This is a genomic window from Porphyromonas pasteri, assembly GCF_014647755.1.
Classification (GTDB): Bacteria; Bacteroidota; Bacteroidia; order Bacteroidales; family Porphyromonadaceae; genus Porphyromonas; species Porphyromonas pasteri.
The window spans coordinates 833,498-859,443 of record NZ_BMPU01000001.1; the positions used below are offsets into that span (position 1 = coordinate 833,498).

General features: G+C 56.6%; 22 protein-coding genes. 21 read left to right on the forward strand and 1 reads right to left on the reverse strand.

Features of this window, described 5'->3' with window-relative positions; translation table 11 throughout:
• The first annotated feature begins 19 nt into the window (after window positions 1-19).
• From IEX77_RS03225 to IEX77_RS03275, 11 genes are all read left to right on the forward strand, one after another.
• Window positions 20-802, forward strand: a complete 783-nt coding sequence (locus IEX77_RS03225) for a DUF481 domain-containing protein (protein WP_188807674.1) — start codon at window positions 20-22, stop codon at window positions 800-802.
• A 35-nt stretch (window positions 803-837) separates the two neighbouring features.
• Window positions 838-1,521: a DUF421 domain-containing protein gene (locus tag IEX77_RS03230; protein WP_060935241.1), complete on the forward strand. Its 684-nt coding sequence runs from the start codon at window positions 838-840 to the stop codon at window positions 1,519-1,521.
• Window positions 1,522-1,616: 95 nt separating this feature from the next.
• On the forward strand, window positions 1,617-2,432 hold the full coding sequence (locus IEX77_RS03235; RefSeq protein ID WP_044114621.1) for a purine nucleoside phosphorylase I, inosine and guanosine-specific: 816 nt from the start codon (window positions 1,617-1,619) through the stop codon (window positions 2,430-2,432).
• A 364-nt stretch (window positions 2,433-2,796) separates the two neighbouring features.
• Entirely contained in the window at window positions 2,797-3,888 is a 1,092-nt protein-coding gene (locus IEX77_RS03240) for an acyltransferase family protein (protein ID WP_188807675.1), read from the forward strand.
• Window positions 3,889-4,096: 208 nt separating this feature from the next.
• Window positions 4,097-5,206 carry a methylmalonyl Co-A mutase-associated GTPase MeaB gene (gene meaB, locus IEX77_RS03245; protein ID WP_188807676.1) on the forward strand — a complete coding sequence of 370 codons (1,110 nt, stop codon included), beginning with the start codon at window positions 4,097-4,099 and terminating at the stop codon, window positions 5,204-5,206.
• Between the two features lie 157 nt (window positions 5,207-5,363).
• On the forward strand, window positions 5,364-5,636 hold the full coding sequence (locus tag IEX77_RS03250; protein ID WP_009432465.1) for an HU family DNA-binding protein: 273 nt from the start codon (window positions 5,364-5,366) through the stop codon (window positions 5,634-5,636).
• A gap of 243 nt (window positions 5,637-5,879) precedes the next feature.
• Entirely contained in the window at window positions 5,880-7,442 is a 1,563-nt protein-coding gene (locus tag IEX77_RS03255) for an Rne/Rng family ribonuclease (protein ID WP_009432449.1), read from the forward strand.
• Window positions 7,443-7,544: 102 nt separating this feature from the next.
• Entirely contained in the window at window positions 7,545-8,165 is a 621-nt protein-coding gene (gene recR / locus IEX77_RS03260; protein ID WP_009432452.1) for a recombination mediator RecR, read from the forward strand.
• Window positions 8,166-8,169: 4 nt separating this feature from the next.
• Window positions 8,170-8,706 (forward strand): GNAT family N-acetyltransferase, encoded by a 537-nt coding sequence (locus IEX77_RS03265; RefSeq protein ID WP_188807677.1) that lies wholly within the window; start codon window positions 8,170-8,172, stop codon window positions 8,704-8,706.
• Window positions 8,694-10,781 carry an NAD-dependent DNA ligase LigA gene (gene ligA / locus IEX77_RS03270; RefSeq protein WP_188807678.1) on the forward strand — a complete coding sequence of 696 codons (2,088 nt, stop codon included), beginning with the start codon at window positions 8,694-8,696 and terminating at the stop codon, window positions 10,779-10,781. Before IEX77_RS03265 ends, ligA begins: the two co-directional genes overlap by 13 nt.
• Before the next feature lie 35 nt (window positions 10,782-10,816).
• The gene (locus tag IEX77_RS03275) at window positions 10,817-13,057 is read left to right on the forward strand and encodes an inorganic phosphate transporter (RefSeq protein ID WP_188807679.1); all 2,241 of its coding nucleotides are present in this window, start codon (window positions 10,817-10,819) and stop codon (window positions 13,055-13,057) included.
• 237 nt (window positions 13,058-13,294) lie between these two features.
• On the opposite strand, the gene tyrS is transcribed toward IEX77_RS03275, so the two are convergent.
• On the reverse strand, window positions 13,295-14,587 hold the full coding sequence (gene tyrS, locus IEX77_RS03280; RefSeq protein ID WP_188807759.1) for a tyrosine--tRNA ligase: 1,293 nt from the start codon (window positions 14,585-14,587) through the stop codon (window positions 13,295-13,297).
• A gap of 645 nt (window positions 14,588-15,232) precedes the next feature.
• Here tyrS and IEX77_RS03285 point away from each other — a divergent pair.
• The 10 genes from IEX77_RS03285 (at window position 15,233) to IEX77_RS03330 (ending at window position 25,943) form a co-directional block, all read left to right on the forward strand.
• A complete protein-coding gene (locus IEX77_RS03285; protein WP_188807680.1) occupies window positions 15,233-15,586 on the forward strand; it encodes a hypothetical protein in 354 nt (117 codons plus the stop codon).
• Between the two features lie 128 nt (window positions 15,587-15,714).
• Entirely contained in the window at window positions 15,715-16,173 is a 459-nt protein-coding gene (locus IEX77_RS03290) for a hypothetical protein (RefSeq protein ID WP_188807681.1), read from the forward strand.
• Between the two features lie 39 nt (window positions 16,174-16,212).
• Window positions 16,213-17,094: a GLPGLI family protein gene (locus IEX77_RS03295; RefSeq protein ID WP_188807682.1), complete on the forward strand. Its 882-nt coding sequence runs from the start codon at window positions 16,213-16,215 to the stop codon at window positions 17,092-17,094.
• 17 nt (window positions 17,095-17,111) lie between these two features.
• Window positions 17,112-17,993, forward strand: a complete 882-nt coding sequence (locus IEX77_RS03300; protein ID WP_188807683.1) for a GLPGLI family protein — start codon at window positions 17,112-17,114, stop codon at window positions 17,991-17,993.
• 28 nt (window positions 17,994-18,021) lie between these two features.
• Window positions 18,022-18,915, forward strand: a complete 894-nt coding sequence (locus tag IEX77_RS03305) for a GLPGLI family protein (protein ID WP_188807684.1) — start codon at window positions 18,022-18,024, stop codon at window positions 18,913-18,915.
• A gap of 29 nt (window positions 18,916-18,944) precedes the next feature.
• Window positions 18,945-21,560 (forward strand): carboxypeptidase regulatory-like domain-containing protein, encoded by a 2,616-nt coding sequence (locus IEX77_RS03310; RefSeq protein WP_188807685.1) that lies wholly within the window; start codon window positions 18,945-18,947, stop codon window positions 21,558-21,560.
• Window positions 21,561-21,810: 250 nt separating this feature from the next.
• Complete coding sequence (gene eno, locus IEX77_RS03315) at window positions 21,811-23,091, forward strand: phosphopyruvate hydratase (protein ID WP_009432153.1); 1,281 nt, start codon at window positions 21,811-21,813, stop codon at window positions 23,089-23,091.
• Window positions 23,092-23,319: 228 nt separating this feature from the next.
• On the forward strand, window positions 23,320-24,009 hold the full coding sequence (locus IEX77_RS03320; RefSeq protein WP_044123807.1) for a rhomboid family intramembrane serine protease: 690 nt from the start codon (window positions 23,320-23,322) through the stop codon (window positions 24,007-24,009).
• Between the two features lie 7 nt (window positions 24,010-24,016).
• Complete coding sequence (locus IEX77_RS03325) at window positions 24,017-24,796, forward strand: rhomboid family intramembrane serine protease (RefSeq protein ID WP_188807686.1); 780 nt, start codon at window positions 24,017-24,019, stop codon at window positions 24,794-24,796.
• A gap of 22 nt (window positions 24,797-24,818) precedes the next feature.
• A complete protein-coding gene (locus IEX77_RS03330) occupies window positions 24,819-25,943 on the forward strand; it encodes an endonuclease/exonuclease/phosphatase family protein (protein WP_188807687.1) in 1,125 nt (374 codons plus the stop codon).
• The last annotated feature ends 3 nt before the right edge of the window (window positions 25,944-25,946 follow it).

The window sequence follows — 25,946 nt, forward strand, 5'->3', positions numbered from 1 at the left end:
AACGAACAATAGATCCTATATGAAGCGATTACTCTATCTACTGGCCATACTACTCGCACCCATCCACGTGTCGGCACAGATGCTTTTCTCTGAGAATATGACGATGAGCATCGATAGCACGAAGACACTCCAGGGGACGATCAGCCCTTCTCTCAACTTCCAGACCGAGAAGGAGGAGGTATTCACCTTACGCAATAGCGCCAATATCAACCTGCTCATCAAGCGTAGCCGAGTGATCAACCTCATAAATAAGTTTGAGTTCTCCACCTACGGTAAGAAAGTGACCCTCAGTGGTGGGTATATCCATGCTGAATTCCGCTACCTGCTGGACCATGCCTTTGAGGTCTACCCCTTTGCGGAATCCCAGTGGGCGGCCAGTAGAGGCATGGCCTTTAAGTTCTCTACGGGGATTCAGTCGCGCTATCGTCTGCTGAATTCCTCCACGACCCTTATGTTCGCTACACTGGGTTTATTCTACGAATACGAAGAGTGGGAGCGCCCGATGCCCGCTGCAAATGGCCCCAAGTATGCCTACAGCCACCGCATCAAGAGCCATCTCTCGCTCAGCATGCGGAATAAGATCGGCGAGCACTGGGAGCTCACGACGACCGCCATCCATCAAGCGACTCCCGACACGTACTTCAAGAAGGCCCGCTTCGGAGGTGCCGTCGACCTCAAGTACAACATCACGCCCACCATCGGGATACGAGGCGCCTACCGCCTGATCTATGATACAGACCCCATCGTAGACATACGTAAGGACTACAATGTAGTCGATGCCGGCCTCGACATCTCATTCTAACAGCAGTCTAATCAATCTCACCTCATTCATATAATATGACAGCACTTTCCTACCTCCAGTCGGATGACCTCTTCTATCTGAATGTCTTCCTGAAGCTACTCCTGGGCTTACTTGCCATTGTCCTCGTCATCAACAAGTCTGGCAAGGGCAATCTAGCACCAACCTCTGCGATAGACCAGGTGCAGAACTATGTCCTCGGGGGTATCATCGGTGGGATCATCTATAGCCCAGCCATCTCGATCCTCCAGTTTGCAGCCGTCCTCGCGATCTGGGCCTCCCTCATCATCGGCCTGCGACGACTCAAGACGAAGAACCATAGCATCAAGAGATTCATCGATGGCGCTCCTGTTGTCCTCATCAAGCACGGGGTCCTTGATGTAGAGGCCTGCCGCAAGGCTAAGATCACAGCGAACGAAGTAGCATTCAAGCTACGCCGCGAGGGGGTCTACCACATCCGCGACGTGAAGCGAGCTGTCTTCGAGCAGAATGGAGAGCTCATCATCGTCCTGAAAGGCGAGGAGAACCCCAAGTACCCTGTCATCACAGATGGCATCGTACAGACCAGCGTGCTGGATGACGTAGACCGCACCGAAGAGTGGCTCGCCGAGGAGCTGCAAAAGATGGGATATGAGTCTGCTGCAGATATATTCCTTGCCGAATACGAAAGCGGGGAGCTGAAGCTGGTACCCTACAACTCCACCGTGCAAGAAAAGGAGTAGGTAGCGCCGTCTCCCTTCCCCGATTATTGCTATATTTGTTTTGCCCTTGAGGCAAATACTATTCGCAATATTCGGCAAGATATATCCCTATTATTATGCTCGACCAACACTATCACGAGGCCGCCAACTACTTGGCATCACGCCTACCAAAGGATATCAAGACCGCCATCATCCTCGGTAGCGGCCTTGGCAAGCTCGGCGACATGCTCGAGAATCCCACCATCATCCCCTACACACAGATCCCCCACTTCTCACACTCTACGGCTATCGGCCATAAGGGGAATCTCATCGCTGGTACCCTCTCGGGCGTGACCGTGCTGTGCATGCAGGGGCGCTTCCACTACTACGAAGGCTACCCCATGGAGCAGGTCACCTTCCCTATCCGCGTGATGAAGCTCCTCGGTATCGAGAACCTCCTCGTCTCCAACGCCGCAGGTGGTATCAACCAGACCTTCCGCGTAGGTGATCTGATGATCATCCGCGACCACATCAACAACCTCCCCAACCCGCTCATCGGCCCCAACGTCGAGATGTTCGGGCCACGCTTCCCAGACATGACGCGCCCCTACGACCGCGAATTCATCACGAAGGCTAAGGCCATCGCTCAGGAGCTCGGTATCCACGTCCACGAAGGTGTGTACGTCGGCCTCACGGGTCCCTCCTACGAGACACCTGCCGAGTACACCTACTGGTCTCGCTCGGGTGGCGACGCTATCGGTATGAGCACCGTACCCGAAGTCATCGTCGCACGCCACGCTGGTATCCGCGTCTTCGGGATGTCGGTCATCACCAACGAAGGCTGGCACTTCGATGATGACTTCGTCAACGATGGTGACGATGTCGTACGCGCCGCCAACGCAGCCTCCGACCGTATGGGCCGCATCTTCAGCGAACTCGTACGCCAGCTGTAAGCATGACTCCATAGCACAAAGACATCAGCCTCAGTGTAAGTCCACCTCCTTACACTGGGGCTACTTTGTAGCGATCTCAAGGGAGGGGAGGCACAAAGCTCTTCTCCAATCACACAAATATTAGCGTGTCGCAACAATTCGCAGACCTGCGATGTTACTAAGGCAGTTCGCTGATATGGGATCCTCTTCGCAGCTTTGGCTCCGCTGAGAATCATATTTAGCCTTACATAGATCAAATAGCCGTGAGGCTACGTCCCCTTTATAGAGGTCGGTACATCTGAATTAGACCTATCGACTTCAGTCCTCCTCGGCATACACACTTACGCAGTGCTTCGCTATCATCACCCTTTACCTCAAGTAGTACATGTCTCATCAGTCGGCGGCATCTTCTGATTCGTCTCGATCCATCAATCTCAATAGTCAGGTCTTACGAGGCTTGGCCATCCTCTCGATCATCCTCCACAACTATACGCACTGGATGTATGGAGCGATCTTCGAGAATGAGTTTACATACCAAGAATGGCACGTCTCGAAACTCCTTGCCTACCTATCACACCCCGACGGACGCCTTCCACTACAGCTCTTCTCCTTCTTTGGACACTATGGAGTCGTGATCTTCGTCTTCCTCAGTGCCTATGGTCTTGAGAAGAAGTATGGACGCACTACCAGGGATGTTCGCCCCCTCCCCTTCATCTGGACGCACTACCTCAAGCTCCTCTCGATGTGTATCGTGGGCTATGCGGCATACCTCCTACTGAATGCTTTCTACGTAAGCTATCCCGCCTCTACGATCTTCGGTGTACTGAGCCAGCTCACGATGCTCTGCAACCTTGGGATATGCTCCTTTGCCACCTATGCTCCAGGACCCTACTGGTACTTCGGGCTCATGCTCCAGCTTTATGTAGTCTACCGTCTGCTCCTTTTCCGTCGCTCGTGGGGCATGATCGTCGGAGCAATCTTAGTGTGCAGCATCGCACAAGCCTTCGTCACCCCTGATGGAGCTACTATGGCATGGCTACGAAATAACTTCGTCGGGAGTATCCTTCCCTTCGGTCTTGGTCTCCTCTATGCGCGCTATGAAGAGGATATCCAGCTGAGCAAGACGGCATACGTAATCATTGCCCTGGTCTCGATCGCACTGATCTTCGTGACAAGCCTCTCTTTCCTCCCATGGATCACGACGCCGATCTTCGTCTGTGCTCTTGCCACCTCATGCACCCAACTCCTTCCGCAGAGCGTGAATAAACCTCTCGCGTGGGTCGGTAGCATCTCCGCAGCGATCTTTGTCAGCCACCCGATCGTACGCCAGCTGGGGCTTGCACTGGCAGAGAAGCTCCACTTCACCCCCTACCAGAGCGTCCTGACATTCCTCATCAGTGCTCTACTGCTTGGAGCGCTTTTCCAGCCCATCCTCAATCGCTCAACCAAGCTTTTCATGAAGCTGGCTAAGCACTAAGCAAGAGCAAGGCAAAAGATAAAGTACGCGGGGTGAACTATCATTGGTTCACCCCGCGTGCTTTATCCCCCCAACGACGTATAAGATGAGGGGTGTGGCACAGGCGAAATTGCGTACCTTTGACAAAGGAAAGCGCGAGCATGGGGACGACCTTATCCCGTGCCCCTTTACCACCGACACAAAACAAGCACTATTCAAAGCAAGCGATATGGATATCAACGAAGAGCTTCTACACCACCCAGAGAATGATCCAGCCTACCTCGGGCTCAAGGTCAATCAAGGCGTGGCAGCCCAGCCTATGGTCAATCCCAACCTACGACGCGTAGCTCGCCGCACCTATACGGTGGACGAATTCGTCGAAGGCATCCTCCGCTCCGACATCACCTGCCTCAGTCAGGCCGTGACACTCGTCGAGAGCAACCGCCCCGACCATCAGGCCATCGCCCAGCAGATCATCGAGCGCTGCCTCCCCTACGCTGGGAAGTCAATGCGTATCGGTATCACGGGGGTACCAGGTGCAGGGAAGAGTACCTCGATCGACACCTTCGGGATGCACCTCGTCAAGCAGGGGCGACGCCTGGCAGTCCTCGCTATCGACCCCAGCAGCGAGCGCTCTGGTGGTAGTATCCTCGGAGATAAGACCCGTATGGAGCAGCTCTCCCGCGAGAAGAATGCTTTCATCCGCCCCAGCCCTTCGGCTGGCTCACTCGGAGGTGTAGCCCGTAAGACGCGTGAGACGATCGTACTCTGCGAGGCTGCAGGCTTCGATACGATATTCGTCGAGACCGTCGGCGTCGGGCAGAGTGAGACGGCAGTACACTCTATGGTAGACTTCTTCCTCCTCATCCAGCTGGCTGGGACGGGTGACGAGCTACAGGGGATCAAGCGTGGTATCATGGAGATGGCTGATGCCATCGTCATCAACAAAGCCGATGGTGATAACATCGACAAGGCTAACCTTGCTGCCACCCACTTCCGCAATGCCCTCCACCTCTTCCCCCCTACGGAGTCAGGTTGGCGTCCCAAGGTCCTCACCTACTCAGGCTTCTACGGTCTTGGCATCAAGGAGATATGGGATATGGTCGATGAGTACCGACACTTCGCCACGGACTCGGGCTACTTCGAAGAGAAGCGCCAGCGCCAGACCAAGTGGTGGATGTACGAGAGCATCAATGAAGCTCTGAAGAACTCCTTCTACCAGAGTGATGCTATTCGAAGCCTACGCCCCGAGGTCGAGAGCGATATCCTCTCAGACCGCCTTTCCTCCTTCGTCGGAGCTCAGCGCCTCCTCGACGCCTACTTCAAGAGCCTCAAGTAAGCAAGTAGAAGGTAAAATAAAGTATAAGGGAGCGGGGTGGAAGTGCAGTCTCCACCCTGCTCTCTGATGCTAAGTACACCTTGCATATTCGAAGATTTACCGTATATTTGCAGGGCAAAAAGAATGATATTCATACAATTAAAATATTTCATCAACTATGACGAAAGCAGAAGTGGTGAGCGATATCGCCAAGAGCACGGGAGTAGATAAAGAGACTACTCTGGCAGTGGTAGAGGCGTTCATGGAGTCAGTCAAGGACTCTCTGGTACGTGGAGAAAACGTCTACCTCCGTGGCTTCGGTAGCTTCATCATCAAGGAGCGTGCAGAGAAGACTGCTCGCAATATCTCGAAGAAGACTACGATCATCATCCCCAAGCGCCGCATCCCTGCCTTCAAGCCCTCGAAGCTCTTCGCCTCCAAGGTCAAGTAGTGGATCGAAAGCCGAACTATAGTAAATAATCATATAATCAAAAGCAGCTATGCCAAGCGGAAAGAAAAGAAAGCGCCATAAGATGGCTACGCACAAGCGTAAGAAGAGACTCAAGAAGAACAGACATAAGAAGAAGTAATGTCACATGCGCGGGGGTAGGGCAGTTCACAAGACGTATGCCTTGCCCCCGTACACTTTATACTACTTCCTTTTTTACTCTACTATCATTAACGAATCCGCCAAGTGAACAGTGAACTGATCGTCGACGTCTCCGCCAAGGAGATCTCGATGGCTCTACTGGAAGACCAACGACTGGTAGAGCTCCAGCGCGAGCGTCGTGACCTGGCATTCGCCGTCGGAGACATCTATCTCGGACGCGTCAAGAAGGTGATGCCTGGCCTCAACGCAGCATTCGTCGATGTAGGATATAAGAAGGATGCTTTTCTTCATTACCTCGACCTGGGGATGATCTACCAAGCGCAGCAGCGCTTCCTCGAGCAAATTGAGAAGACCAAGGCAGTACCCTCCTTGAGCAAGATCCCCACCTTCCCTGACCTACCGAAGGACGGGAAGATCGCTGACTACCTGAAGGCTGGACAGAATGTCCTCGTCCAAGTCGTCAAGGAGCCTATCTCCACGAAGGGGCCACGCCTCTCGGCTGAGATATCCATCGCAGGGCGAAACCTCGTCCTCGTCCCCTTCTCTGACAAGGTATCCGTCAGCGCTAAGATCGAATCACACGAGGAGCGAGCACGCCTCAAGCAGCTCATCCTCAGCATGAAGCCTAAGAACTTCAGCGTGATCATCCGCACCTCGGCCGAGGGAAAGCGAGCCAGCGAGCTCGATCAGGAGCTCAGCCGTCTGCTCAGACGCTGGGAGGAGAGCATACAGAAGCTCCCCAAGATCACCAAGACCCCAAAGATCGTCTACGAAGAGTCCAGCCGTGCCTTAGGCATCCTGCGCGACACCTTCAACCCCTCCTTCCAGAGCATCCACGTCAACGACAAGGCCTACTACGAGGAGATACGCGAGTATGTCCGTCAGATAGCCCCTGGGCGTGAAGATATCGTCCGCCTCTATACGGGGAACCTCCCCATCTTCGATGAGAAGAATGTCACCAAGCAGATCAAGGCGTCCTTCGGGCGTACTGTCACCTGTAAGAGTGGTGCTTACCTGATCATCGAGCAGACCGAGGCTATGTACGTCGTGGACGTCAATAGTGGCAACCGCTCCCGTAAGAGCACCGAGCAGGAGGGCACAGCGATCGACGTCAATCTCATCGCAGCCGAAGAGCTCGCTCGTCAGCTCCGCCTGAGAGATATGGGTGGTATCATAGTCGTCGACTTCATCGACATGCATGACCAGAAGAATCGTCAGCTCCTCTATGAGCATATGGTCAAGCTGATGGAGAGCGACCGCACGCGACACAACATCCTACCGCTGAGTAAATTCGGCGTGATGCAGATCACCCGTCAGCGTGTGCGCCCCGCCACCCAGATCAATACGGATGAGACGTGCCCCACATGCCTTGGTACAGGGAAGATGAAGTCCTCTATCCTCTTCACCGATCAGCTCGAAGAAAAGCTCCGTGACTTAGCTCCACGCTTAGACACATCCTACATCAACGTCCACGTACATCCCTATGTGGCCGCCTACCTCACCAAGGGGTTCTTCATGTCCATCGCCCGCCGCTGGAAGCTCCAGATAGCTCGCGGTATACGTGTGACCCCCAATCAGAGCCTCGGCTTCCTCGACTACAAGTTCGTAGACAAGGAAGGCAACGAAATCGAGGCCCTCGAAGAATAACCTGCGATAAAGCCCGTAGAAGATCCCTCCCCTATCCCATAGCGATAGTACTCAGGGGTTCTTCTGCGGGCTTTATCTCTACTGAGAGCGAGACCCGATACGATGAACGCCTACCCGTCCAAGCTCGTCGAGCGAGCCGTAGAGCAGCTCTCTACCCTGCCAGGGGTAGGGCGCAAGACTGCTCTACGCTTGGCGCTACACCTGCTCTCACGCCCCCCGATCGATACCCATACCTTCGCTGATGCCCTCGTAGAGATGCGAGATGGCATCGTCTACTGCCGGCAGTGCTATAATATCAGTGACACCGAGCTCTGCCCGATCTGCTCCAGCCCCCAGCGTGATAGCTCCACCGTCTGCGTCGTACAGCACGTAGGCGATGTGATGGCTATCGAGAATACCGGTCAGTACCGTGGTGTCTACCATGTCCTCGGCGGGGTCATCTCCCCTATTGACGGCATTGGTCCCGATGATCTGAAGATCCCCGAGCTCATCGAGCGGGTACGCAGTGGCAGTGTCCGTGAGGTCATCTTGGCGCTGGGTACGACGATGGAGGGGGACACGACGAACTTCTTCATCTACCGCAGCCTCGCGGGGCTGGACGTACGCCTCTCGGTCATCGCCCGCGGTGTAGCCATCGGAGATGAGATCGAGTATGCCGACGAAGTGACGCTCGGTCGCTCCATCCTCACCCGCACGGACTTCGATCAGTCGCTAAGCTTCTGACCCCATGCACACGCAGGCTATCGGCATCCCGGGCAAGCACATACAGCTCCGCGCCCTATCGCAGGAAGATCTCCCGCTGCTCCTCAGCTGGGAGAACGACCCCGAGGGCTGGTACTCCAGCGGCACGATCAATCCTCTCTCCCCCGACTTCATCCAGCGCTACATCACCGCCTCGGGCACGCATATCCTCGAGACAGGCTCGATGAGCCTCATCATCGAGGGGCTCAAGACTCACGCGGCACTGGGGCATCTCGTCCTCTACGACTACAGTCCCATCCATCGCCGTCTGGGCGTCGGTATCTACATCGACCGTGAGGCTCGCAAGACGGGGATAGGCTCCGAAGCCATCCGCTTAGCGCTACGCTACGCCTTCGACAAGCTCCGCTGTGAGCAAGTCTATGCCGAGGTCTTGGCTTCCAACGAAGCCTCTCAGCAGATGCTCCGCAGCATCGGCTTCGAGTATACCGCCACGCTCCCCCGCTGGCACTGGCAAGACAACCACTACGAGGACCTCCATTACTATCAGATATGGCACCCATAGCCACAGAGATCCAGCGTCTAAGAGAGGAGATCGAGGCGCACAACTACGCCTACTACGTCCTCTCAGCTCCCACCATCTCGGACTACGACTTCGACCAACTGCTTAAGCAGCTGGAGCGACTGGAGGCGGAGCATCCCGAGCTCATCACACCCGACTCGCCTACGCAGCGTGTCGGCCGTGACCGCACCGAGGGCTTCACGCAGGTAGCGCACCGCTACCCTATGCTCTCGCTGGGCAATACCTACAGCTACGACGATGTACGGGAGTTCTACGAGCGCGTCTCGAAGGACTTGGGCGGTAAGCCCTTCACCATCATTGCGGAGCTGAAGTACGACGGGCTCTCGATCTCCCTGACCTATGAGAAGGGACTACTGACCCGTGCCGTCACTCGTGGCGACGGACAGATGGGCGATGATGTGACGGCTAATGTACGCACGATACGCTCCATCCCCCTCCGCCTGCGTGGCACGGGCTATCCCGAGAGCCTCGAGGTACGTGGGGAGATCCTCCTGCCCTTCGTGGAGTTCGACCGACTGAATGCCGAGCGTCATCGTGCCGACCTCCCCCTCTTCGCTAATCCTCGCAATGCCGCCAGCGGTACGCTCAAGCAGCTTGATCCCGCTATCGTAGCCGAGCGCCGCCTCGATGCCTACCTCTACTACGTGCCCGGGCAGCCCAGTCTCCCCGACAGTCACTACGAGCGTCTGCAACTCTGTAAGAGCTGGGGGCTGAAGATCTCGGAGGCTACCCGCCGCTGCCATTCGCTGGAGGAGGTCCTATCCTTCCTCGACTACTGGGAGCAGGCACGTGCCGAAGCCCCCGTCGCCACCGATGGCGTCGTGCTCAAGGTCGACTCCATCACCGAGCAGGAGGAGCTGGGCTATACAGCGAAGACCCCACGCTGGGCTATCGCCTACAAGTATCAAGCCGAGCAGGCTAAGACGCGCCTCATCTCCGTAGACTTCCAGGTCGGGCGTACGGGTGCTGTCACACCTGTGGCCAATCTCGATGCCGTGGCACTCTCGGGCACGACCGTGCGCCGAGCCTCGCTTCACAACGCTGACTTCATCGAAGCCTTCGACCTACACCTCGATGATCAGGTCCTCGTAGAGAAGGGCGGTGAGATCATCCCAAAGATCGTCGGCGTCGTCACCGAGGAGCGTCCCAGCGACGCTCAGCCCGTCATCTTCCCCAGCCACTGCCCCGCCTGTGGCTCTCCCCTCGAGCGAAACGAAGGAGAAGCCGCCTACTACTGCACGAACCAAGCGACCTGCCCCCCGCAGCAGACGGCTCGTATCGAGCACTTCTCTGGGCGCAAGGCCGCTGACATACGCCTCGGAGCGGAGACCATTGACCTCCTCTTCACCCACGGCCTCGTGCGCAGCATCGCCGACCTCTACCGCCTGAAGCTGGAGGATCTCCTGCAGCTCCCCGGCTTCAAGGAGCGCAGTGCTACTCGCCTGCTGGAGAGCATCGAGGCCTCCAAGGAGCGCCCCTTCCGTGCCCTACTCTTCGGGCTCGGCATCCGCTTCGTGGGCGAGACGGTAGCTAAGACGCTCGTGCAGCGCTATGCTGATATCGATGCCTTAGGCGCAGCGACCTTCGAGGAGCTCACGGCTATCCCCGATATCGGTGCGGTCATCGCCGAGAGCCTCGTCCACTACTTCGCCTCACCCGAGAATAGGGAGTTCATCTCGGAGCTCCAGCGTCTGGGGCTTCCTCTGAGCCGTCGCCCGGAGGAAGAGCCGCTCCCGACGACCGATCATGCTGCGATCTCGGGCAAGGCCTTCGTCATCAGTGGCGTCTTCACCCATCACTCTCGCGAGGAATACAAGGCCCTCATCGAAAGCCTCGGGGGGAAGATCGCTTCATCCATCTCCAGCAAGACCAGCTACGTCTTGGCAGGTGCCAATATGGGCCCAGCAAAGCTGGCTAAGGCTACCGACCTCGGCATCACCATACTCTCCGAGGACGAATTCCTCGCCCTCATCGAGCCCCACGAAGGAGAGCAGCCCACCGTCTCCACCGACGAGGCGGACACTGCTGACCTCCCCCTCTTCTCTAATCCCGCCTAATTCCCTCTCCACGACGATCACGAATCCTCTCTGTAATGGACATTATCTTTATCTGTATCCTCGTCTTCTTGATCATCCTCGCCTGCTTCGACCTCGTAGCAGGGGTGAGCAATGACGCGGTGAACTTCCTCAACTCCGCTATTGGGGCGAAGGCTGCCCCATTCAAGGTCATCCTCAGCGTCGCTGCTGTGGGGATCTTCCTCGGAGCCTCCCTAAGTAATGGGATGATGGACGTAGCGCGCAATGGGATATACAATCCCGCCTACTTCACCTTCCAGGAGGTCATGACCATCTGCTTGACCGCGGTAGTCACCGACATCATCTTGATCAACATCTTCAATACACTCGGGCTACCGACCTCGACGACCGTCTCTATGGTCTTCGAGCTCCTCGGGGCTTCCTTCTGTATGTCAGTGCTCAAGGGCTTTGACGACCCCAGCCTCCAGATGCTGGAGATGCTGAATGCTTCCAAGGCCCTGCAGGTTATCATCGCCATCTTCCTCTCGGTAGCTGTGGCCTTCTTCTTTGGCTCGGTGGTGCAGTGGATCACGCGTGTGTGCTTCTCTTTCAACTATAAGAAGACTCTCCCCTACCTCGCTGGTATCTTCGGGGGTATCGCGCTGACCTCTATCGTCTACTTCATGCTCATCAAGGGGCTCCAGGAGTCGACCTTCGCCTACAAGGACTGGGTCAACGGCCACACGCTGGAGCTCGTCATCGGCTGCCTCATCGGCTTCTCGATCATCATGCAGGTCCTGCACTGGTGCGGTGTGAATATCCTCAAGATCATTATCCTCGCCGGTACGCTGGCCCTCTCGCTGGCCTTCGCTGGTAATGACTTGGTGAACTTCATCGGGGTACCTCTCTCGGGGCTCTCCGCCTATCAGGACTACATGGCCAACGGGAATGGGGCCTACGACACCTACCTCATGGGTGCGAATAACCTCCCCGCCAAGACGCCCTACATCTTCCTCCTCGGCTCGGGTATCATCATGACGCTGGCGCTCTTCTTCTCTAAGAGCGCGCAGAATGTCATCAAGACCTCGGTGAACCTCTCCCGCCAAGACGATGGTGAGGAGACCTTCGGCTCATCGCGTATCGCCCGTGGTCTGGTGCGTACCAGCAGTGCTATCGGCTCCTTCCTCGAGCGTGCCGTACCTCAGAAGGCTCGCACGTGGATCGACTCCCGCTTCAATAAGCAGGAGCTCACGATGGAGCCTGGTGCGGCCTTCGACCTCGTGCGTGCCTCGGTGAACCTCGTCCTGGCAGGGCTACTCATCGCACTCGGCACCTCGCTCAAGCTCCCTCTCTCCACGACGTACGTCACCTTTATGGTAGGTATGGGTACGTCGCTGGCTGACCGCGCTTGGGGTCGTGAGAGTGCTGTCGGTCGTGTGACGGGTGTGATGTCGGTCATCGGTGGCTGGTTCATCACAGCTGGTGCCGCCTTCATCATCGCGATCATCGTCGCTACGATCATGCGCTATGGTGGCTTCATCGCTATGATCATCCTCATCGCTGTAGCACTCTTCCTGCTCTTCAATAGCCATCTCATCCGTCGTAAGAAGGGTGATGCTGATGATGAGCTCTTCGTCGCTATCCTCAATGCCGAGGATCCTACGACGATGTGGAGCCTGCTCTCTGAGCACGTCCGTCAGAATCAGATCGGCTTGCTCGACCACGTCAGTCAGGACTACCTCGACCTGACCAACGGCCTCTTCAGCGAAGATCTGCGCCGTCTGAAAAAGACCATGCACCATCTCGACGAGCACAAGCGTGCCTTCAAGACGATGCGTCGTAAGGAGACTATCGGGCTGAGACGTATGGCCAGCGACGAAGACATGCTGGAGAAGAACATGTGGTTCCACCTCGGTGCCAATACCTGTCTGCAGATGATCTACGCCCTCGAGCGTGCTACGGAGGTAGCGGTAGAGCACGTAGACAACAACTACAACCCCATCCCCGAGGAGTACCGCGCTGAGTTCGCCCCCATCCGAGACCGCGTCATCGACTACATCGCACAGGTCCACCAGCTCATCTCCAGCAAGCGTATGGAGGATGCCAAGAAGGCGAAGAACATGGGTAAGGAGCTGCGCGAGATCGTCAAGGGTATGCGTAAGACCCAGATGAAGCGCGCCCACAAGGGCCGTCGTGAGGACCTGCGTGCCTCGATGGTCTACCTCAACGTCCTCATCGAGACCAACGAGCTCCTCGGCAACCTCCGCCACCTCGTCGGCTATAGCCAGAACCTCCTCGACGAAGAGGCCGAAGGCTAAGCCACACACCCTCCCCTTCGCCCTCCTGCAGGCGAAGACCAAGAAAGCCACGGGCGCGCTACTTCATCGTAGCGCGCCCGTAGCTTTTTATGCTCCCTCCGATACGGTACCGACCTGAATACGGAGGCGCGTGCTTCAGAGCTCCATTCGTACCCCCTCCGAGGTGGGACAAAAGAAGACGGCTCCCCCGCTACCGTTGCAGTAGTGGGGGAGCCGTCGTTATCGAGTGTCCGTGGCTTACTTAGCCAAGACGAGGTAGTAGTTCTTCTTACCGCGCTGTACAAGCAGATAGCGGTCAGCGATGAGCTGGGCAGAGGTGATGAGGCCATCGGGGCTGGTGACCTTCTCCTTGTTCACGCTCACACCACCCGAGGCGATGAGCTTACGCAGCTCGCCCTTCGAGGGGAAGACTGCCGCATCTTCGGTGAGGAGGTCGATGACCTTCACACCACCCTGCAGCTTATCCTTCGAGACTTCGAACTGGGGTACCCCCTCGAAGACGGAGAGGAGCGTAGCTTCGTCGAGCGACTGGAGCTGCTCGCGCGTGCCCTGCCCGAAGAGGATGCCCGAGGCAGCCACAGCGGCATCATAGCTCTCACGGCCGTGGACGAGGACGGTGATCTCCTCCGCCAGGCGCTTCTGCAGTGCGCGCTCGTGGGGAGCGGCAGCCTGCTGAGCCTCAAGGCCTGCGATCTCCTCCTGCGTCAGCGTCGTGAAGATCTTGATATAGCGTGCCGCATCGGCATCATTGACATTCAGCCAGAACTGGTAGAAGGCGTATGGGCTCGTGCGCTCGGGGTCAAGCCACACATTGCCGCTCTCGGTCTTACCGAACTTACCACCGTCGGCCTTCGTGATCAGCGGACATACCAGAGCATAGGCCTCGCCAGCATCCATACGGCGGATCAGCTCCGTACCCGTGGTGATATTCCCCCATTGGTCAGAGCCCCCCATCTGCAGACGGCAGCCGTAGTGGCGATAGAGATACAGATAATCGTAGCCCTGCAGGAGCTGGTAGCTGAATTCGGTGAAGGACATCCCGTTGGAGTTCTCGCCGCTGAGGCGCTTCTTCACCGAGTCCTTAGCCATCATATAGTTGACCGTGATATGCTTGCCGATGTCGCGGATGAAGCCGAGGAAGCTGTAGTCCTTCATCCAGTCGTAGTTGTTCACCAGCACGGCAGCGTTGGGGGCATCGCTATCGAAGTCGAGGAACTTAGACAGCTGCTTCTTGATGCAAGCTTGGTTGTGGCGGAGCGTCTCTTCGTCGAGGAGGTTACGCTCGGCGGACTTCATCGAGGGGTCACCAATCATCCCCGTAGCACCGCCGATGAGGGCGATGGGGCGATGGCCTGCCAGCTGGAGATGGCGCAGCATCATGACCCCGACGAGGTGGCCGATGTGAAGGGAGTCTGCCGTGGGGTCAATACCCAGATAGGCAGAGGTACGCTCCTTCTGTAGCTGCTCCTCAGTGCCTGGGAACATATCATGGATCATCCCACGCCAGCGCAGCTCTTCAATAAAGTTGATCATTTTGCTTCTTAAAAAGAGGTGATTATCTGTATGTATAGTGGTACAAAGATAGCTAAAGCCTCGTACCTGCGCCCCTATACGCGCGGGGATAGCCCGCTAACAGAGGGTAAGGGACTCGCCCTATCACGCCGATTTCTCTCATCCAGCGGAGGAAGAAGTGCTATCCCCGCGAAGAAAAAGCCGCCCTCTCGTAGTGGTCTTCCCCTATCCAGGCACGTAGTCTTAACGACCACGCACGTAAATCCTATGATCCACGTACGTAGACATTAGATCCACGTACGCAGACGCAACTTATCTACCACTCGTCCGCGACTTTTATTCGCGCTCGTAGGGATTCATTCCACTACTGCTTTCAGCTTTTCTCTCCGAAGCAGCGAGCCCCACATAGCACGGCTACGCGACGTGTATCGCAAGGTTCTCTTCTCTGGTATTGCTGATTACAAGTTTTTTTTTAGGTTTGCAGTGTGGAGAGAAGCCCTTCTCCACGCAATACAGAGACACAGGAGCGCAACGCAACGACACCACATTCATCTTATGCACTACACGTTTAGATACTCTACCCCCCTCAAGGTCTACACCGCCCTCTGCGTAATGGTTCTTGGGCTGATCTGCTACTATGCATTCAGATCAAGCCCTTGGTTTATGATTGTCCTATACAGCTGGATGATCTTTATATCGCTGCTCTATTCCGCCCTCTCTATACCCCGTTCGATAGAGGATGACGGAGAGACCGTAGCCCTGAGACGGCTCTTATGGTCGAAGCGGTATAGCCGTACGACCTACGATATCTCGGAGGTAAGTGATATGGAGCTAACGAAGAGCTACGCCATCGTTGGCTCGGCAGGTTACTTCTGCTATAGTGGCCTCTTCTACAGATCGAAGATGGGCTTCTTCAATCTCGTCGCTACGGAGGAGACGGGTCATTACCTACGCATCCAGCGCAAAGGTGGCAAACGCCCACTCTACATCGCCTACCAGCCTGCCCTATCCTACTAATCACATCTTCCCACACCACCCCCAGCACCACCCCTCCCACAAGACCCTCATTACTCCGCACCCTATTCCTCACCATCAGAATGGGGTATTAGCGCAAAGCAACACCATCACTTCCATCTAATCGCACTATGCACTACACGTTTAGGTACTCTAAATTCGTCAAGGTCATCACCTTCATTGGATTGTGGGCCCTTGCACTCATCCTTTACCTTCTGGTGATGGAAGACGGCTTATCATTGTTTGCCTTCCTCCTCTGGGCAGGCGCTTTGACCCTCATCTATCCTCCCCTCGCTATGCCCCGTTCGATAGAGGATGACGGAGAGACCGTGGTCTTGAAGCGGCTCTTATGGTCGAAGCGGTATAGCCGCACGACCTACGACATATCCGAGGTAAGTGGTATCAATTTAATGAATGGTCTCCGTGTCTTCGGCTCGGAAGCTTACTTCGGCTATAGTGGCTACTTCTACAAGACGAAGATTGGCCTCTTCAAGCTCCTCGCTACGGAGGACACAGGCCATTACCTACGCATCCAGCGCAAGGGCAGCAAACGCCCGCTCTACATCGCCTACCGCCCTACCCAATCCTAATCATCGCATCTTCCCACACCACCAAGCACCACACGACACATGAAACCCTTACTTCTCCGCACCCTATTCCTTGCTATCGGAATAGGGAGCCTGTGCTTCCACAGCACGACCGCTTCAGCCCAAGCTCCCCAAAAAACCGACAGGCACCATGCTCTGAGCGATACCATAGCGCTTACCATCTTCGACTATGCTCAATACCGAGCCTACTATCGAAAACAATACAGAGACACCCCCTCCGATCCTCGGGAATATCGCTGGCTTCAGCTCCTGCAAATCGGGGGCAAGTATCAGGGCTACGTCAACTATGGGGAGCTACGTGCCGACTCGATATGGAACGCCTCGATAAAGGCGGGCAAGAGTGATGCCGAACTGCATCCCGAATGGTCTGCAGCTAAAGATGAATCGCTTCCCGACGTGAAGCTCCTCTTTGACCGCAACAAGGGTGTCTTGGACGCATACGACAGAGTCTTTGTCTCGAAGTACCACTACAGCGAGCCCATCCCCCAGCAGCAGTGGACGATGGTGCGGGGCGATAGCACGATCTTGGGCTACACGTGCCATAAGGCCACGACCCGCTTCCGTGGACGAGACTACGTAGCTTGGTACACCGAGGAGATCCCCTACCCCTATGGGCCCTATAAGTTCGGGGGGCTTCCTGGCCTCATCACCTGCATCTATGACACCCAGCGCGAGCACATCTACACGCTTGTAGGCTTTGAGAAAGCCCCCGCCTTAGACTACATCTACTACGGCAACGGGCGACGCAAACCCACCGAGGGCACACGCGAGGAGGTCAATAAACTCCAGCGACAGTACCACGAGCAGCCCGACCTCTTCAAGTCCGACCTTATCACGCCAGCCCCTGGCACTAAGATCAACCGCAAGCCCCCTAAGCCCTACAACCCCATTGAGCTGGAATAACCCCACCCCACAGAACTATGATACGTTTGCTTCTCCGCACCCTATTCCTCACGATTGGGATGGGGTGCTTGAGCCTTCCCGCCATAGGTCAAAAGCCCAAGGTCTTCCCGGACTACACCTATGTATATGAGCCGAGTGACTCCCTGCAGATGACCATATTCGACTACGCACAGTATCGGGCCTACTATGAGAAGCAGTACCGAGACGACCCATCTACCCCCTCAGCTTATCACTGGATGCAGGTTCTGCAGATAGGCAGGAACTACCAAGCCTTCCTCGACTATGGCGAGCTACGTAGTGACTCGATATGGAATGCGTCGGTGAAGGCGAGGAAGAAATACGGGGAATTTGAGGCGGAGGATAAGGCTGCCTCAAGAGCTGCCTTATCTCATCTGAAGCTTATCTTCGACCGCTCCAAGGGGATGATCAATGCCCACGAGAAGATCTTCATCAACAAGTACCACTACACCGAGCCCATCCCCCAGCTCCAGTGGACGATGGTGCGGGGCGATAGTACGGTCTTAGGCTACCCATGCCACAAGGCCACGACGCACTTCCGTGGACGAGACTACATCGCTTGGTACACCGAGGAGATCCCCTTCCCCTATGGGCCCTTTAAGTTCGGAGGTCTCCCTGGCCTCATCACCTGCATCTACGACACCCAGCGCGAGCATATCTATACGCTTGTAGGCTTTGAGAAAGCTCCGTCAGAGGACTACATCTACGAGGAAGCGCGACGTATGTGGTGGTTCGAGACCAAGCGGGAAGTGGTGGCGAAGCTCCAGAGGAACTACCACGAGCAGCCCGACCTCTTCACCTCCGACATCGTCGTCCGTGACCCCAAGAACAAGCCCGTCAAGCATCATAGTAAGCCCTACAACCCGATCGAATTAGAATAAATCGCCCGTCCACTCCTCCCCGCCCTCTATGAAGACAGTAAGACTCCTCCGAGGCATCGCCTTATCCCTCAGTATGTGCATCCTCTCCGTAATGAGCGCTGAGGCACAAGAGACCAACATGGCCCCATTCATCGAGAGCTTGATACGTGCCTTCAAAACAATGAAGGCTGACACCGTAGGCAAGGACGTCATTGAGCCCAACCTCTATCGTGCATTCTATAAAGCAGAGTACCATCCTGTCGCGAAAAGCATGGCGCCAGCCTATGAATGGACGCAAGTATTGCAAATCGGTGAAACGGCCCAGCGCTATATAGACCATGGGACCTTGCTGGCTGACTCCATATTTGACGATGGAGTCAAGACGGGTAAGACCCCTGAAGAGTTCGTCCCAGGATACTATAAGGCAGGCAAGAGCTCCGTCATGGATAGCCATATACTTTTCCTTCAGAGAGAGGGGAAGATGGAGTACTTCGATCGGATCGTCACCGACCACTTCACCTACATAGATAGTATCCCCCAGCAGCAGTGGGAGCTGGTCGCAGGAGATAGTATCATCGCTGGATACACCTGCCACCGCGCCCAGACCCGCTACCGAGGGCGCGACTACACGGCTTGGTACACCGAGGAGATCCCGCTGAGCTATGGCCCGTATAAGTTCAGAGGACTCCCTGGACTCATCACCTGTATCTATGATAAGGACCGTGACCACGTCTTCACCTTGCAGGGCTTCGAGCGCGCTCCGCGCGGAGAGGTCATTTACCGCAAGAAGAAGTCCTACTTCAAGACGACCAGGGAGCGCCTCCAGCAGGCCATCCGCAACTACATGACGAACCCCTCGGGCTACAGCACACCGAAGATCAACGTCCAGGGGAAGAAGACCGCCAAGCCTCCTAAGCCCTACAACCCGATTGAGCTGGAGTAAAAGCCCCTCTCCCACTTCCCGATACCACTATGAGACACTACGACTACACGCCCCGACTCCTTTGGTGCCTCCTCATGCTGCTCCTCCTGCTCCCCATAGGGCAAGTGCATGGGCAGACGAGTGAGCGCCACGTGACCGCCCGTATCGTCAATGCTGAGACGGGTGCCCCCATCGTCGATGTCCTTTGCTCAGCATGGGACGGCGAACGGCACCGCACGGCCTTCACGCAGAGCGACGCCAAGGGCGAGGCACGCTTTCGCCTCACGCCCCAAGACCAGCTTCTCTCCTTCGTCCTCTTAGGCTATACGAAGCAAGAGCTACGCATCAGCGAGCTCTCGGGAGATAGCTTCACCGTGCGTCTCCAGCCCTCGACGACGCCGATACGTGAGGTACATATCAAGGCACGCCCCATCACCGTGCGGGGCGACACGCTCCGCTACCGCGTCAAGGCCTTTGCAGGCAAGCGAGACCGCTACCTCGAGGATGTCATCAAGAAGCTCCCCGGGGTAGAGGTCAAGGAGAATGGACGGATAGAGTATCAGGGTAAGCCTATCAATAAGTTCTACATCGAGGGGCAAGATCCCTTGGGCAGCAACTACACGCAGGCCTCGCGCAACATCCCCATCAATGCCGTCGATCAGGTCGATGTCATCGAGCACAACCAGCACAAGCGCGTCCTACAGGGCCTCGTCTCCAGCGACCAGGCAGCGCTGAACATCCGTCTGAGCAAGGCCGCACGCTTCCGTCCCTTCGGGGAGGTCACAGCAGGGACGGGCCTGCCTGCACCGCTCTGGGAGGGAAAAGCCTTCCTCATGCAGGCCTCACCGACGAACCAACTCATCACCTCACTCAAGGGGAATAATACGGGGGTAGACCTCTCGTCAGACTTCGAGCAGCAGCACGACGCAGGGAGTGGCCTTCCACAGATCTCCCTTCCCTCGACCGCCCTACAGACCTCCTCCCCACAGCGCCCACCCCTCGACATCGGGCGCTACCTCGATGACAGAGGCTTCAACTGGGGCATCAATGACCTGCAGAAGCTCGGGGAGTACAGTAACCTCCGCATCAACGTCTCGGGCTACCACGACCGCCGACGTCTCAGTTCCGAGAGCGAGACCCACTACCTCGGCACTACACCGCTCGACCTCTACGAGACATCACAGCTGACCCGAAGCCCCAACTACTACAATGCCGCCCTGCGCTACGAGCACAATGCGCCCAAGCGCTATCTCGTAGGTGAGCTAAGCTTCGGAGGTAGGCGCTCCGACCAAGCTGAGGGCCTTCGCTCCAATCGCCGTGAGTACACCTTGGGACTACGGCAGGAGCCGCTTTGGCTCCAAGCGGCCCTGCAGACGACCCTCCGCTTAGGCGGTACGGTCCTCGACTTCGTCTCCTCCACACGTGGCTACACCGCAGGAGAGACGCTCCGTGGCGAGTGGAACGAGGCGGCACTCCCCACGCAGACGCTCTACGAAGAGCGACGCATCACCCAGCTTCACACGACGCATCAAGCCTCGACGAGCTTCCAGTTCTCCCGCACCACCGCACTTCACACGGGGCTGGCAGCCACGGCCGACCTACGGAGCTTTGACACGCCCTACGCGAGCCTTGCCCGCTCCTGCAGCTACCGTGACCTCTCTCTGGCGCTGGATGCGTCCTTCAGCTACCGCCCCGAGGGCTTCTATCTCTCGGTGGGTACCCCTCTTACCCTCGAGCGGGAGATGCTTCAGGTAGGTACGCGCCACGATGAGGCGACACGCCTACGTATCGCCCCCTTCTTCAGCATGAGGGCGAGCCTCGGGCAGCACGGAGAGCTATGGCTACGTGGGAGCTACTCCGAGCGCCCCGACCTCGACGGCTACTACAGCCCCAGCACCCAGAGACGAGGCTACCGCCTCTACTACCAGAGTCTCGAGCACCTCTACAGTCAGCAGACCCTCTCCAGCTCGCTCCGCCTCACCTATCGCAACCCGCTGGAGCTCTTCTTCACCTACCTCCATCTGAGCTACAACTACACGACCCACGGCTACTACCGTGACTATACTTATAGTCTTGACCGCACGGTGAGCATCCCCATCGACAGCACGCACCACCGCCAGACCTTCTCCGCAGCGGGCGTCGTCGACAAGTCCATCGCACCACTCGGGCTGAGCCTACATGCCGAGCTACGATACAGCCACTCGAGCTACATCTCCTCACAAGCACATCGCGTCTATCAGATCCAGAGCGACCTCCTCGTGCCCAGCCTCACGATGACGTGCAACAAGCTCTCCCCGCTGGAACTGGCCTACACCTTCGAGCTCAGCAGTCTATGGATACATCACCCGCTGACGAAGCTACGCCCCGTCCTCTCCCTGCGTGAGAGCTTCGAGGCAGGCCTCCCCCTCGGTGATCGCTGGCTCCTCGGCCTGCAGGTCGTCCACTCAATGAATGAGGTCGCTCCAAGAGAGTACAAGCACACCCTCTTCGGTGACCTCGACGCTGCCTGGACCGTCAGCAAGCGTATCAAGCTCACCGCCCGCTTAGCGAACCTATGGGGTCAGACTGCCTACCAAGTGACCCGCCTCTCCGACACCGACATCTCGAGCTTCGCCGTACCGCTCCGCCCCCGCGAGCTCATCGTGACGGCTACGCTTCGCATCTAAGGCGCTCTCGTTTCAGCCCTTATATCCCCACCTTCGCCTCACAGCACACCTTTTCGTAGCGTGCTGTGGGGCGCTTTTTCTACTACCGAAGGAGGTGCTTTTGAGAAGCCTTAAATAGGGTGCAGAGGAGCGCCCTTATCCCCTTGTCCATTCTCTTGTAACTCGGGCAGTTGAATATCATATATTCGTTGTACCTTTGTAGGAGACAGAAAAGTCTATATAGACAGATTTGCTAATTCGAATTAGTTTTATGGAAATTATCAAGATCGTCGGGCGTGAGATCCTCGACTCCCGTGGGAACCCCACAGTAGAAGTAGACGTACACCTTGCGTGTGGTATCATCGGTCGTGCAGCTGTACCCAGCGGTGCATCCACGGGCGAAAACGAAGCTCTCGAGCTCCGTGACGGCGACAAGGGTCGCTACCTCGGTAAGGGTGTCCTCAAGGCAGTAGAGAACATCAACAACGTCATCGCACCTGAGCTCTACGGCATGAGTGCTCTGAACCAGCGTGAGATCGACCTGAAGATGATCGCCCTCGATGGCACCAAGACCAAGAGCAACCTCGGCGCTAACGCTATCCTCGGTGTATCTCTCGCCGTCGCTAAGGCTGCCGCTCAGTACCTCGACATCCCCCTCTACCGCTACATCGGTGGTACCAATACCTACGTGCTCCCCGTACCTATGATGAACATCATCAACGGTGGCTCGCACTCTGACGCTCCTATCGCCTTCCAGGAATTTATGATCCGCCCCGTCGGTGCATGCTGCTTCCGCGAAGGTCTCCGTATGGGTGCTGAAGTCTTCCACGCACTGAAGAAGGTCCTCCACGACCGTGGCCTCAGCACCGCTGTAGGTGACGAAGGTGGTTTCGCTCCTGCTCTCAACGGTACGGAAGACGCTATCGAGTCTATCCTCAAGGCTGTCGAAAAGGCTGGCTACGTCCCCGGTAAGGACATCACCATCGCTATGGACTGCGCTTCCTCTGAGTTCTTCAAGGATGGCATCTATGACTACACGAAGTTCGAAGGTGACCACGGTGTGAAGCGCACGATCGACGAGCAGGTTGAGTTCCTCAGCCAGCTGGTAGAGAAGTATCCTATCGACTCGATCGAAGACGGTATGGCTGAGAACGACTGGGAAGGTTGGAAGAAGCTTACCGACAAGCTCGGCAAGAAGATCCAGCTCGTCGGTGACGACCTCTTCGTCACGAATGTCGAGTACCTCCGTCGTGGTATCGCCGAAGGCTGCGGTAACTCGATCCTCATCAAGGTCAACCAGATCGGTACGCTCACCGAGACCCTCGACGCTATCGATATGGCTCACCGCCACGGCTTCACCTCCGTCACCTCACACCGCTCTGGTGAGACGGAAGATGCTACGATCGCTGACATCGCTGTAGCTACGAACTCTGGTCAGATCAAGACCGGTTCGCTCAGCCGTACCGACCGTATGGCTAAGTACAACCAGCTCCTCCGCATCGAAGAAGAGCTCGGTGACCTCGCTGTCTACGGCTACAAGCGTATCAAGTAGTCCACACCGTACGGCCCATCTGCGCTGAGGCAACCCTGCCCGCGCACCGAAGCCGTAGGACATAAATAGCCCCGCAGGATGACCTCCTGCGGGGCTATTTCGCTTCCTGCTGTGCAACAAAGAAGCGGGGAAGAATAGTTATCTTTGTGAGACGGGGCTTTTCAGGTGAGTACATCCCCGAGAGCCCCATATATTTAGATAGACTCCATCATCACTCCATAGCGCTGTATGCAACAGTCCTCCTCCGCCTGGACTCGCTGGGCTCCCCCAGTGACCCGCAACTTGATCGTCATCAACTTCATCATCTACTTCGCCTCAGTCTTGCTACTGCGTCGAGGCTTTGACCTTGCGGAGGTCGCTGGCCTACACTACTTCGAGTCCTCAGCCTTCCGAGTGTGGCAGCTCCTGACATATCAGTTCCTCCACAGCACCTCGTCCATCGAGCACGTGCTGTCGAATATGTTCGCACTCTATATGTTCGGCTCGAGCATCGAGTACTTCTGGGGCAGCAAGCGCTATCTGATCTACTATCTCCTCTGTGGTATTAGTGCAGGGCTGGTGCAGGAGCTGAGCTGGTACTATGAGCTACGCGAGGTCGTACAGTATGCGAGCGTACAGCTCCCATCGGGGATCGTCCCACTCGACACCTTCCTCAGCATGCTGAATACCGTGGGGGCATCGGGAGCTGTCTTCGGCATCCTCCTTGCCTCTGGCGTACTCTTCCCCAATTCATACGTCCTCATTGGCTTCGCCATACCGCTGAAGATGAAGTATTTCGTCTTCCTCTACGGCGCCTTCGAGCTCTTCGCTGGCATCCACAACACTTGGGGTCAGGTAGCCCACTTCGCTCACCTCGGTGGGATGATCGGCGGGGCTATCCTCATCTATCTCTGGCGTAAGAAGGGGGTTATCCGATAGCTCTTCGATGAACTGGCAGAAGCTATACAAAGAGTATTGGCAAGAGGGGAGCATCGTCATGCGCCTCCTCATCCTACATACCTTCGCCTACCTCCTTATCGGGCTGACCTCTTGGGCCTGCACGCTCATCACACCCTTACGCTGGTGGAATCTCGGGCTCTCACTCTCCTTCTACCCTGAGTGGGACAAGGTACTCTACCACCCTTGGTCGCTCGTCACGTATGCCCTCCCCCACCTAAACTTCTTCCATTTCTTTGGCAACATGTGTCTGGTCTATGCGCTCCTCCCCGTGATGGCGTATCGACTCGGGACGCGCAGATTCCTCTGGGCCTATATCGGAGGCATCATCGCAGGGGCATTGACCTACCTCTTAGGCTACCAGCTCCTCGGTGCACAGACTATCCCTCCCCTGTCGCTGCAAGGTGCTTCAGCTGCCATCCTCAGCGTATGCGCTGCGGCAGTCATGGTAGATCGCAAGATTCTCTCCTCGTTCACCCTGCGCTTTACGGGGAATCGCATCCCACCCATCGCACTCTGGGTCTTCCTATTCCTCGTCTTCCTCGGTGCTGGACGAGGAAACTTAGGCGGTCACTTGGCGCACCTCGGCGGGCTCCTCTTCGGTATCGCCTGCGGTCTCTACTACCGCAAGCAAGCCAAGCATCCCGCAAGCGTTTTTACCAGCGACCGAGAGGAACTGCTACGCAAGACCCGTCACTCGAGCTTCTCCAGCCTAAGCCCCGAGGAGCGTCGTCGCTTGATGAAGAACCTCCCCAAAGACAAGAACTAACCTCCCCCACGGCAACCCAATAATGAAGCTTCGCGCTCTCTTCACCTTCAGCTCACGTATCGCACGAGTCCTCCTCCTCGTGGGGACACTCCTCATCTCTGGGGTCTATCTCCTCGGGGCCTACTCGGGGTACATAGCACCGAAGACCTGGATCCTCCCGAGCTTCTTAGGCCTACTGTTCCCTGGGCTGATCTTAGCGCAGATCCTTGTGAGCCTCTTTTGGCTCATTGCACTCGACAAGAAGCACCTCATACTCGTAGGTGCCGTATGGCTCATCTCCCTGCCACAGCTCCTCACCTACTTCCCCATCAGCCGCTCGGCGAAGATCCTCGGCGACGAAGACGATGCGATACGCGTGCTCTCCTACAATGTCTGCGCCTTCGGCTTCAAGCCTCACAGCAAGACCAGCCCCAACGCGATCCTGCAGTATATCAAGAGCAGTGGTGCCGATTTGGTGTGCCTGCAGGAGGCGATGCTCAATCAGAATCCTTGGGCAGGTGTCGTCTCAAAGACCCTGCGTAGCTATCTCGATAAGGACTACCCCTACATCAGTGTTAATCGTGTGAATCGTGGTGGAAGTACCCTTGCGCTTCTCTCAAAATACCCAATCACCGAAGCAAAGGAAATCCCCCTCCCCTCGTGGGTCAATGGGGCTGTCGCCTACAAGGTACTAATCCGTGGCGAAGAGACACTCATCATCAACGTACACCTCGAGTCCTTCCACCTGCGTCGCACGGATGGAGAGGACTATCTGCGCTTAGCCTCCCAAGGGCAGGCACTCCGCTTGAAGGACGCGCTCAGCAGCAAGCTTGCGCCTACCTTCCGTGCCCATGGCGTACAGGCCAACATCATCCACCAGCTCATCCAGAGCTACGGCACCGAGCGTGTCATCGTCTGTGGCGACTTCAACGACACGCCCCTCTCCTATACCCGCCGTAAGATCGCCGATGGGCTGAAGGACGCCTTCGTCGAGCGTGGCAATGGCTTCGGCTTTACCTTCACGACGCGCCCCTTCATCGTGCGCATCGACCACATCCTCTACGGCTCTGCCTTCCGTGCTATCAGCTGTGAGGTCGACAAGACCGCCAGCGAGTCGGACCACCATCCTATCGAGGCCGTGCTCACCATGAGCTCAGCACAAGAGTAATCC

What these genes read in the sequence shown, in the direction of transcription:
- IEX77_RS03225 (WP_188807674.1), top strand. Translation starts at nt 20, where the DNA reads ATGAAGCGATTACTCTATCTACTGGCCATACTACTCGCACCCATCCAC.
- IEX77_RS03230 (WP_060935241.1), top strand. Translation starts at nt 838, where the DNA reads ATGACAGCACTTTCCTACCTCCAGTCGGATGACCTCTTCTATCTGAAT.
- IEX77_RS03235 (WP_044114621.1), top strand. Translation starts at nt 1,617, where the DNA reads ATGCTCGACCAACACTATCACGAGGCCGCCAACTACTTGGCATCACGC.
- IEX77_RS03240 (WP_188807675.1), top strand. Translation starts at nt 2,797, where the DNA reads ATGTCTCATCAGTCGGCGGCATCTTCTGATTCGTCTCGATCCATCAAT.
- meaB (WP_188807676.1), top strand. Translation starts at nt 4,097, where the DNA reads ATGGATATCAACGAAGAGCTTCTACACCACCCAGAGAATGATCCAGCC.
- IEX77_RS03250 (WP_009432465.1), top strand. Translation starts at nt 5,364, where the DNA reads ATGACGAAAGCAGAAGTGGTGAGCGATATCGCCAAGAGCACGGGAGTA.
- recR (WP_009432452.1), top strand. Translation starts at nt 7,545, where the DNA reads ATGAACGCCTACCCGTCCAAGCTCGTCGAGCGAGCCGTAGAGCAGCTC.
- IEX77_RS03265 (WP_188807677.1), top strand. Translation starts at nt 8,170, where the DNA reads ATGCACACGCAGGCTATCGGCATCCCGGGCAAGCACATACAGCTCCGC.
- ligA (WP_188807678.1), top strand. Translation starts at nt 8,694, where the DNA reads ATGGCACCCATAGCCACAGAGATCCAGCGTCTAAGAGAGGAGATCGAG.
- IEX77_RS03275 (WP_188807679.1), top strand. Translation starts at nt 10,817, where the DNA reads ATGGACATTATCTTTATCTGTATCCTCGTCTTCTTGATCATCCTCGCC.
- IEX77_RS03285 (WP_188807680.1), top strand. Translation starts at nt 15,233, where the DNA reads ATGATTGTCCTATACAGCTGGATGATCTTTATATCGCTGCTCTATTCC.
- IEX77_RS03290 (WP_188807681.1), top strand. Translation starts at nt 15,715, where the DNA reads ATGCACTACACGTTTAGGTACTCTAAATTCGTCAAGGTCATCACCTTC.
- IEX77_RS03295 (WP_188807682.1), top strand. Translation starts at nt 16,213, where the DNA reads ATGAAACCCTTACTTCTCCGCACCCTATTCCTTGCTATCGGAATAGGG.
- IEX77_RS03300 (WP_188807683.1), top strand. Translation starts at nt 17,112, where the DNA reads ATGATACGTTTGCTTCTCCGCACCCTATTCCTCACGATTGGGATGGGG.
- IEX77_RS03305 (WP_188807684.1), top strand. Translation starts at nt 18,022, where the DNA reads ATGAAGACAGTAAGACTCCTCCGAGGCATCGCCTTATCCCTCAGTATG.
- IEX77_RS03310 (WP_188807685.1), top strand. Translation starts at nt 18,945, where the DNA reads ATGAGACACTACGACTACACGCCCCGACTCCTTTGGTGCCTCCTCATG.
- eno (WP_009432153.1), top strand. Translation starts at nt 21,811, where the DNA reads ATGGAAATTATCAAGATCGTCGGGCGTGAGATCCTCGACTCCCGTGGG.
- IEX77_RS03320 (WP_044123807.1), top strand. Translation starts at nt 23,320, where the DNA reads ATGCAACAGTCCTCCTCCGCCTGGACTCGCTGGGCTCCCCCAGTGACC.
- IEX77_RS03325 (WP_188807686.1), top strand. Translation starts at nt 24,017, where the DNA reads ATGAACTGGCAGAAGCTATACAAAGAGTATTGGCAAGAGGGGAGCATC.
- IEX77_RS03330 (WP_188807687.1), top strand. Translation starts at nt 24,819, where the DNA reads ATGAAGCTTCGCGCTCTCTTCACCTTCAGCTCACGTATCGCACGAGTC.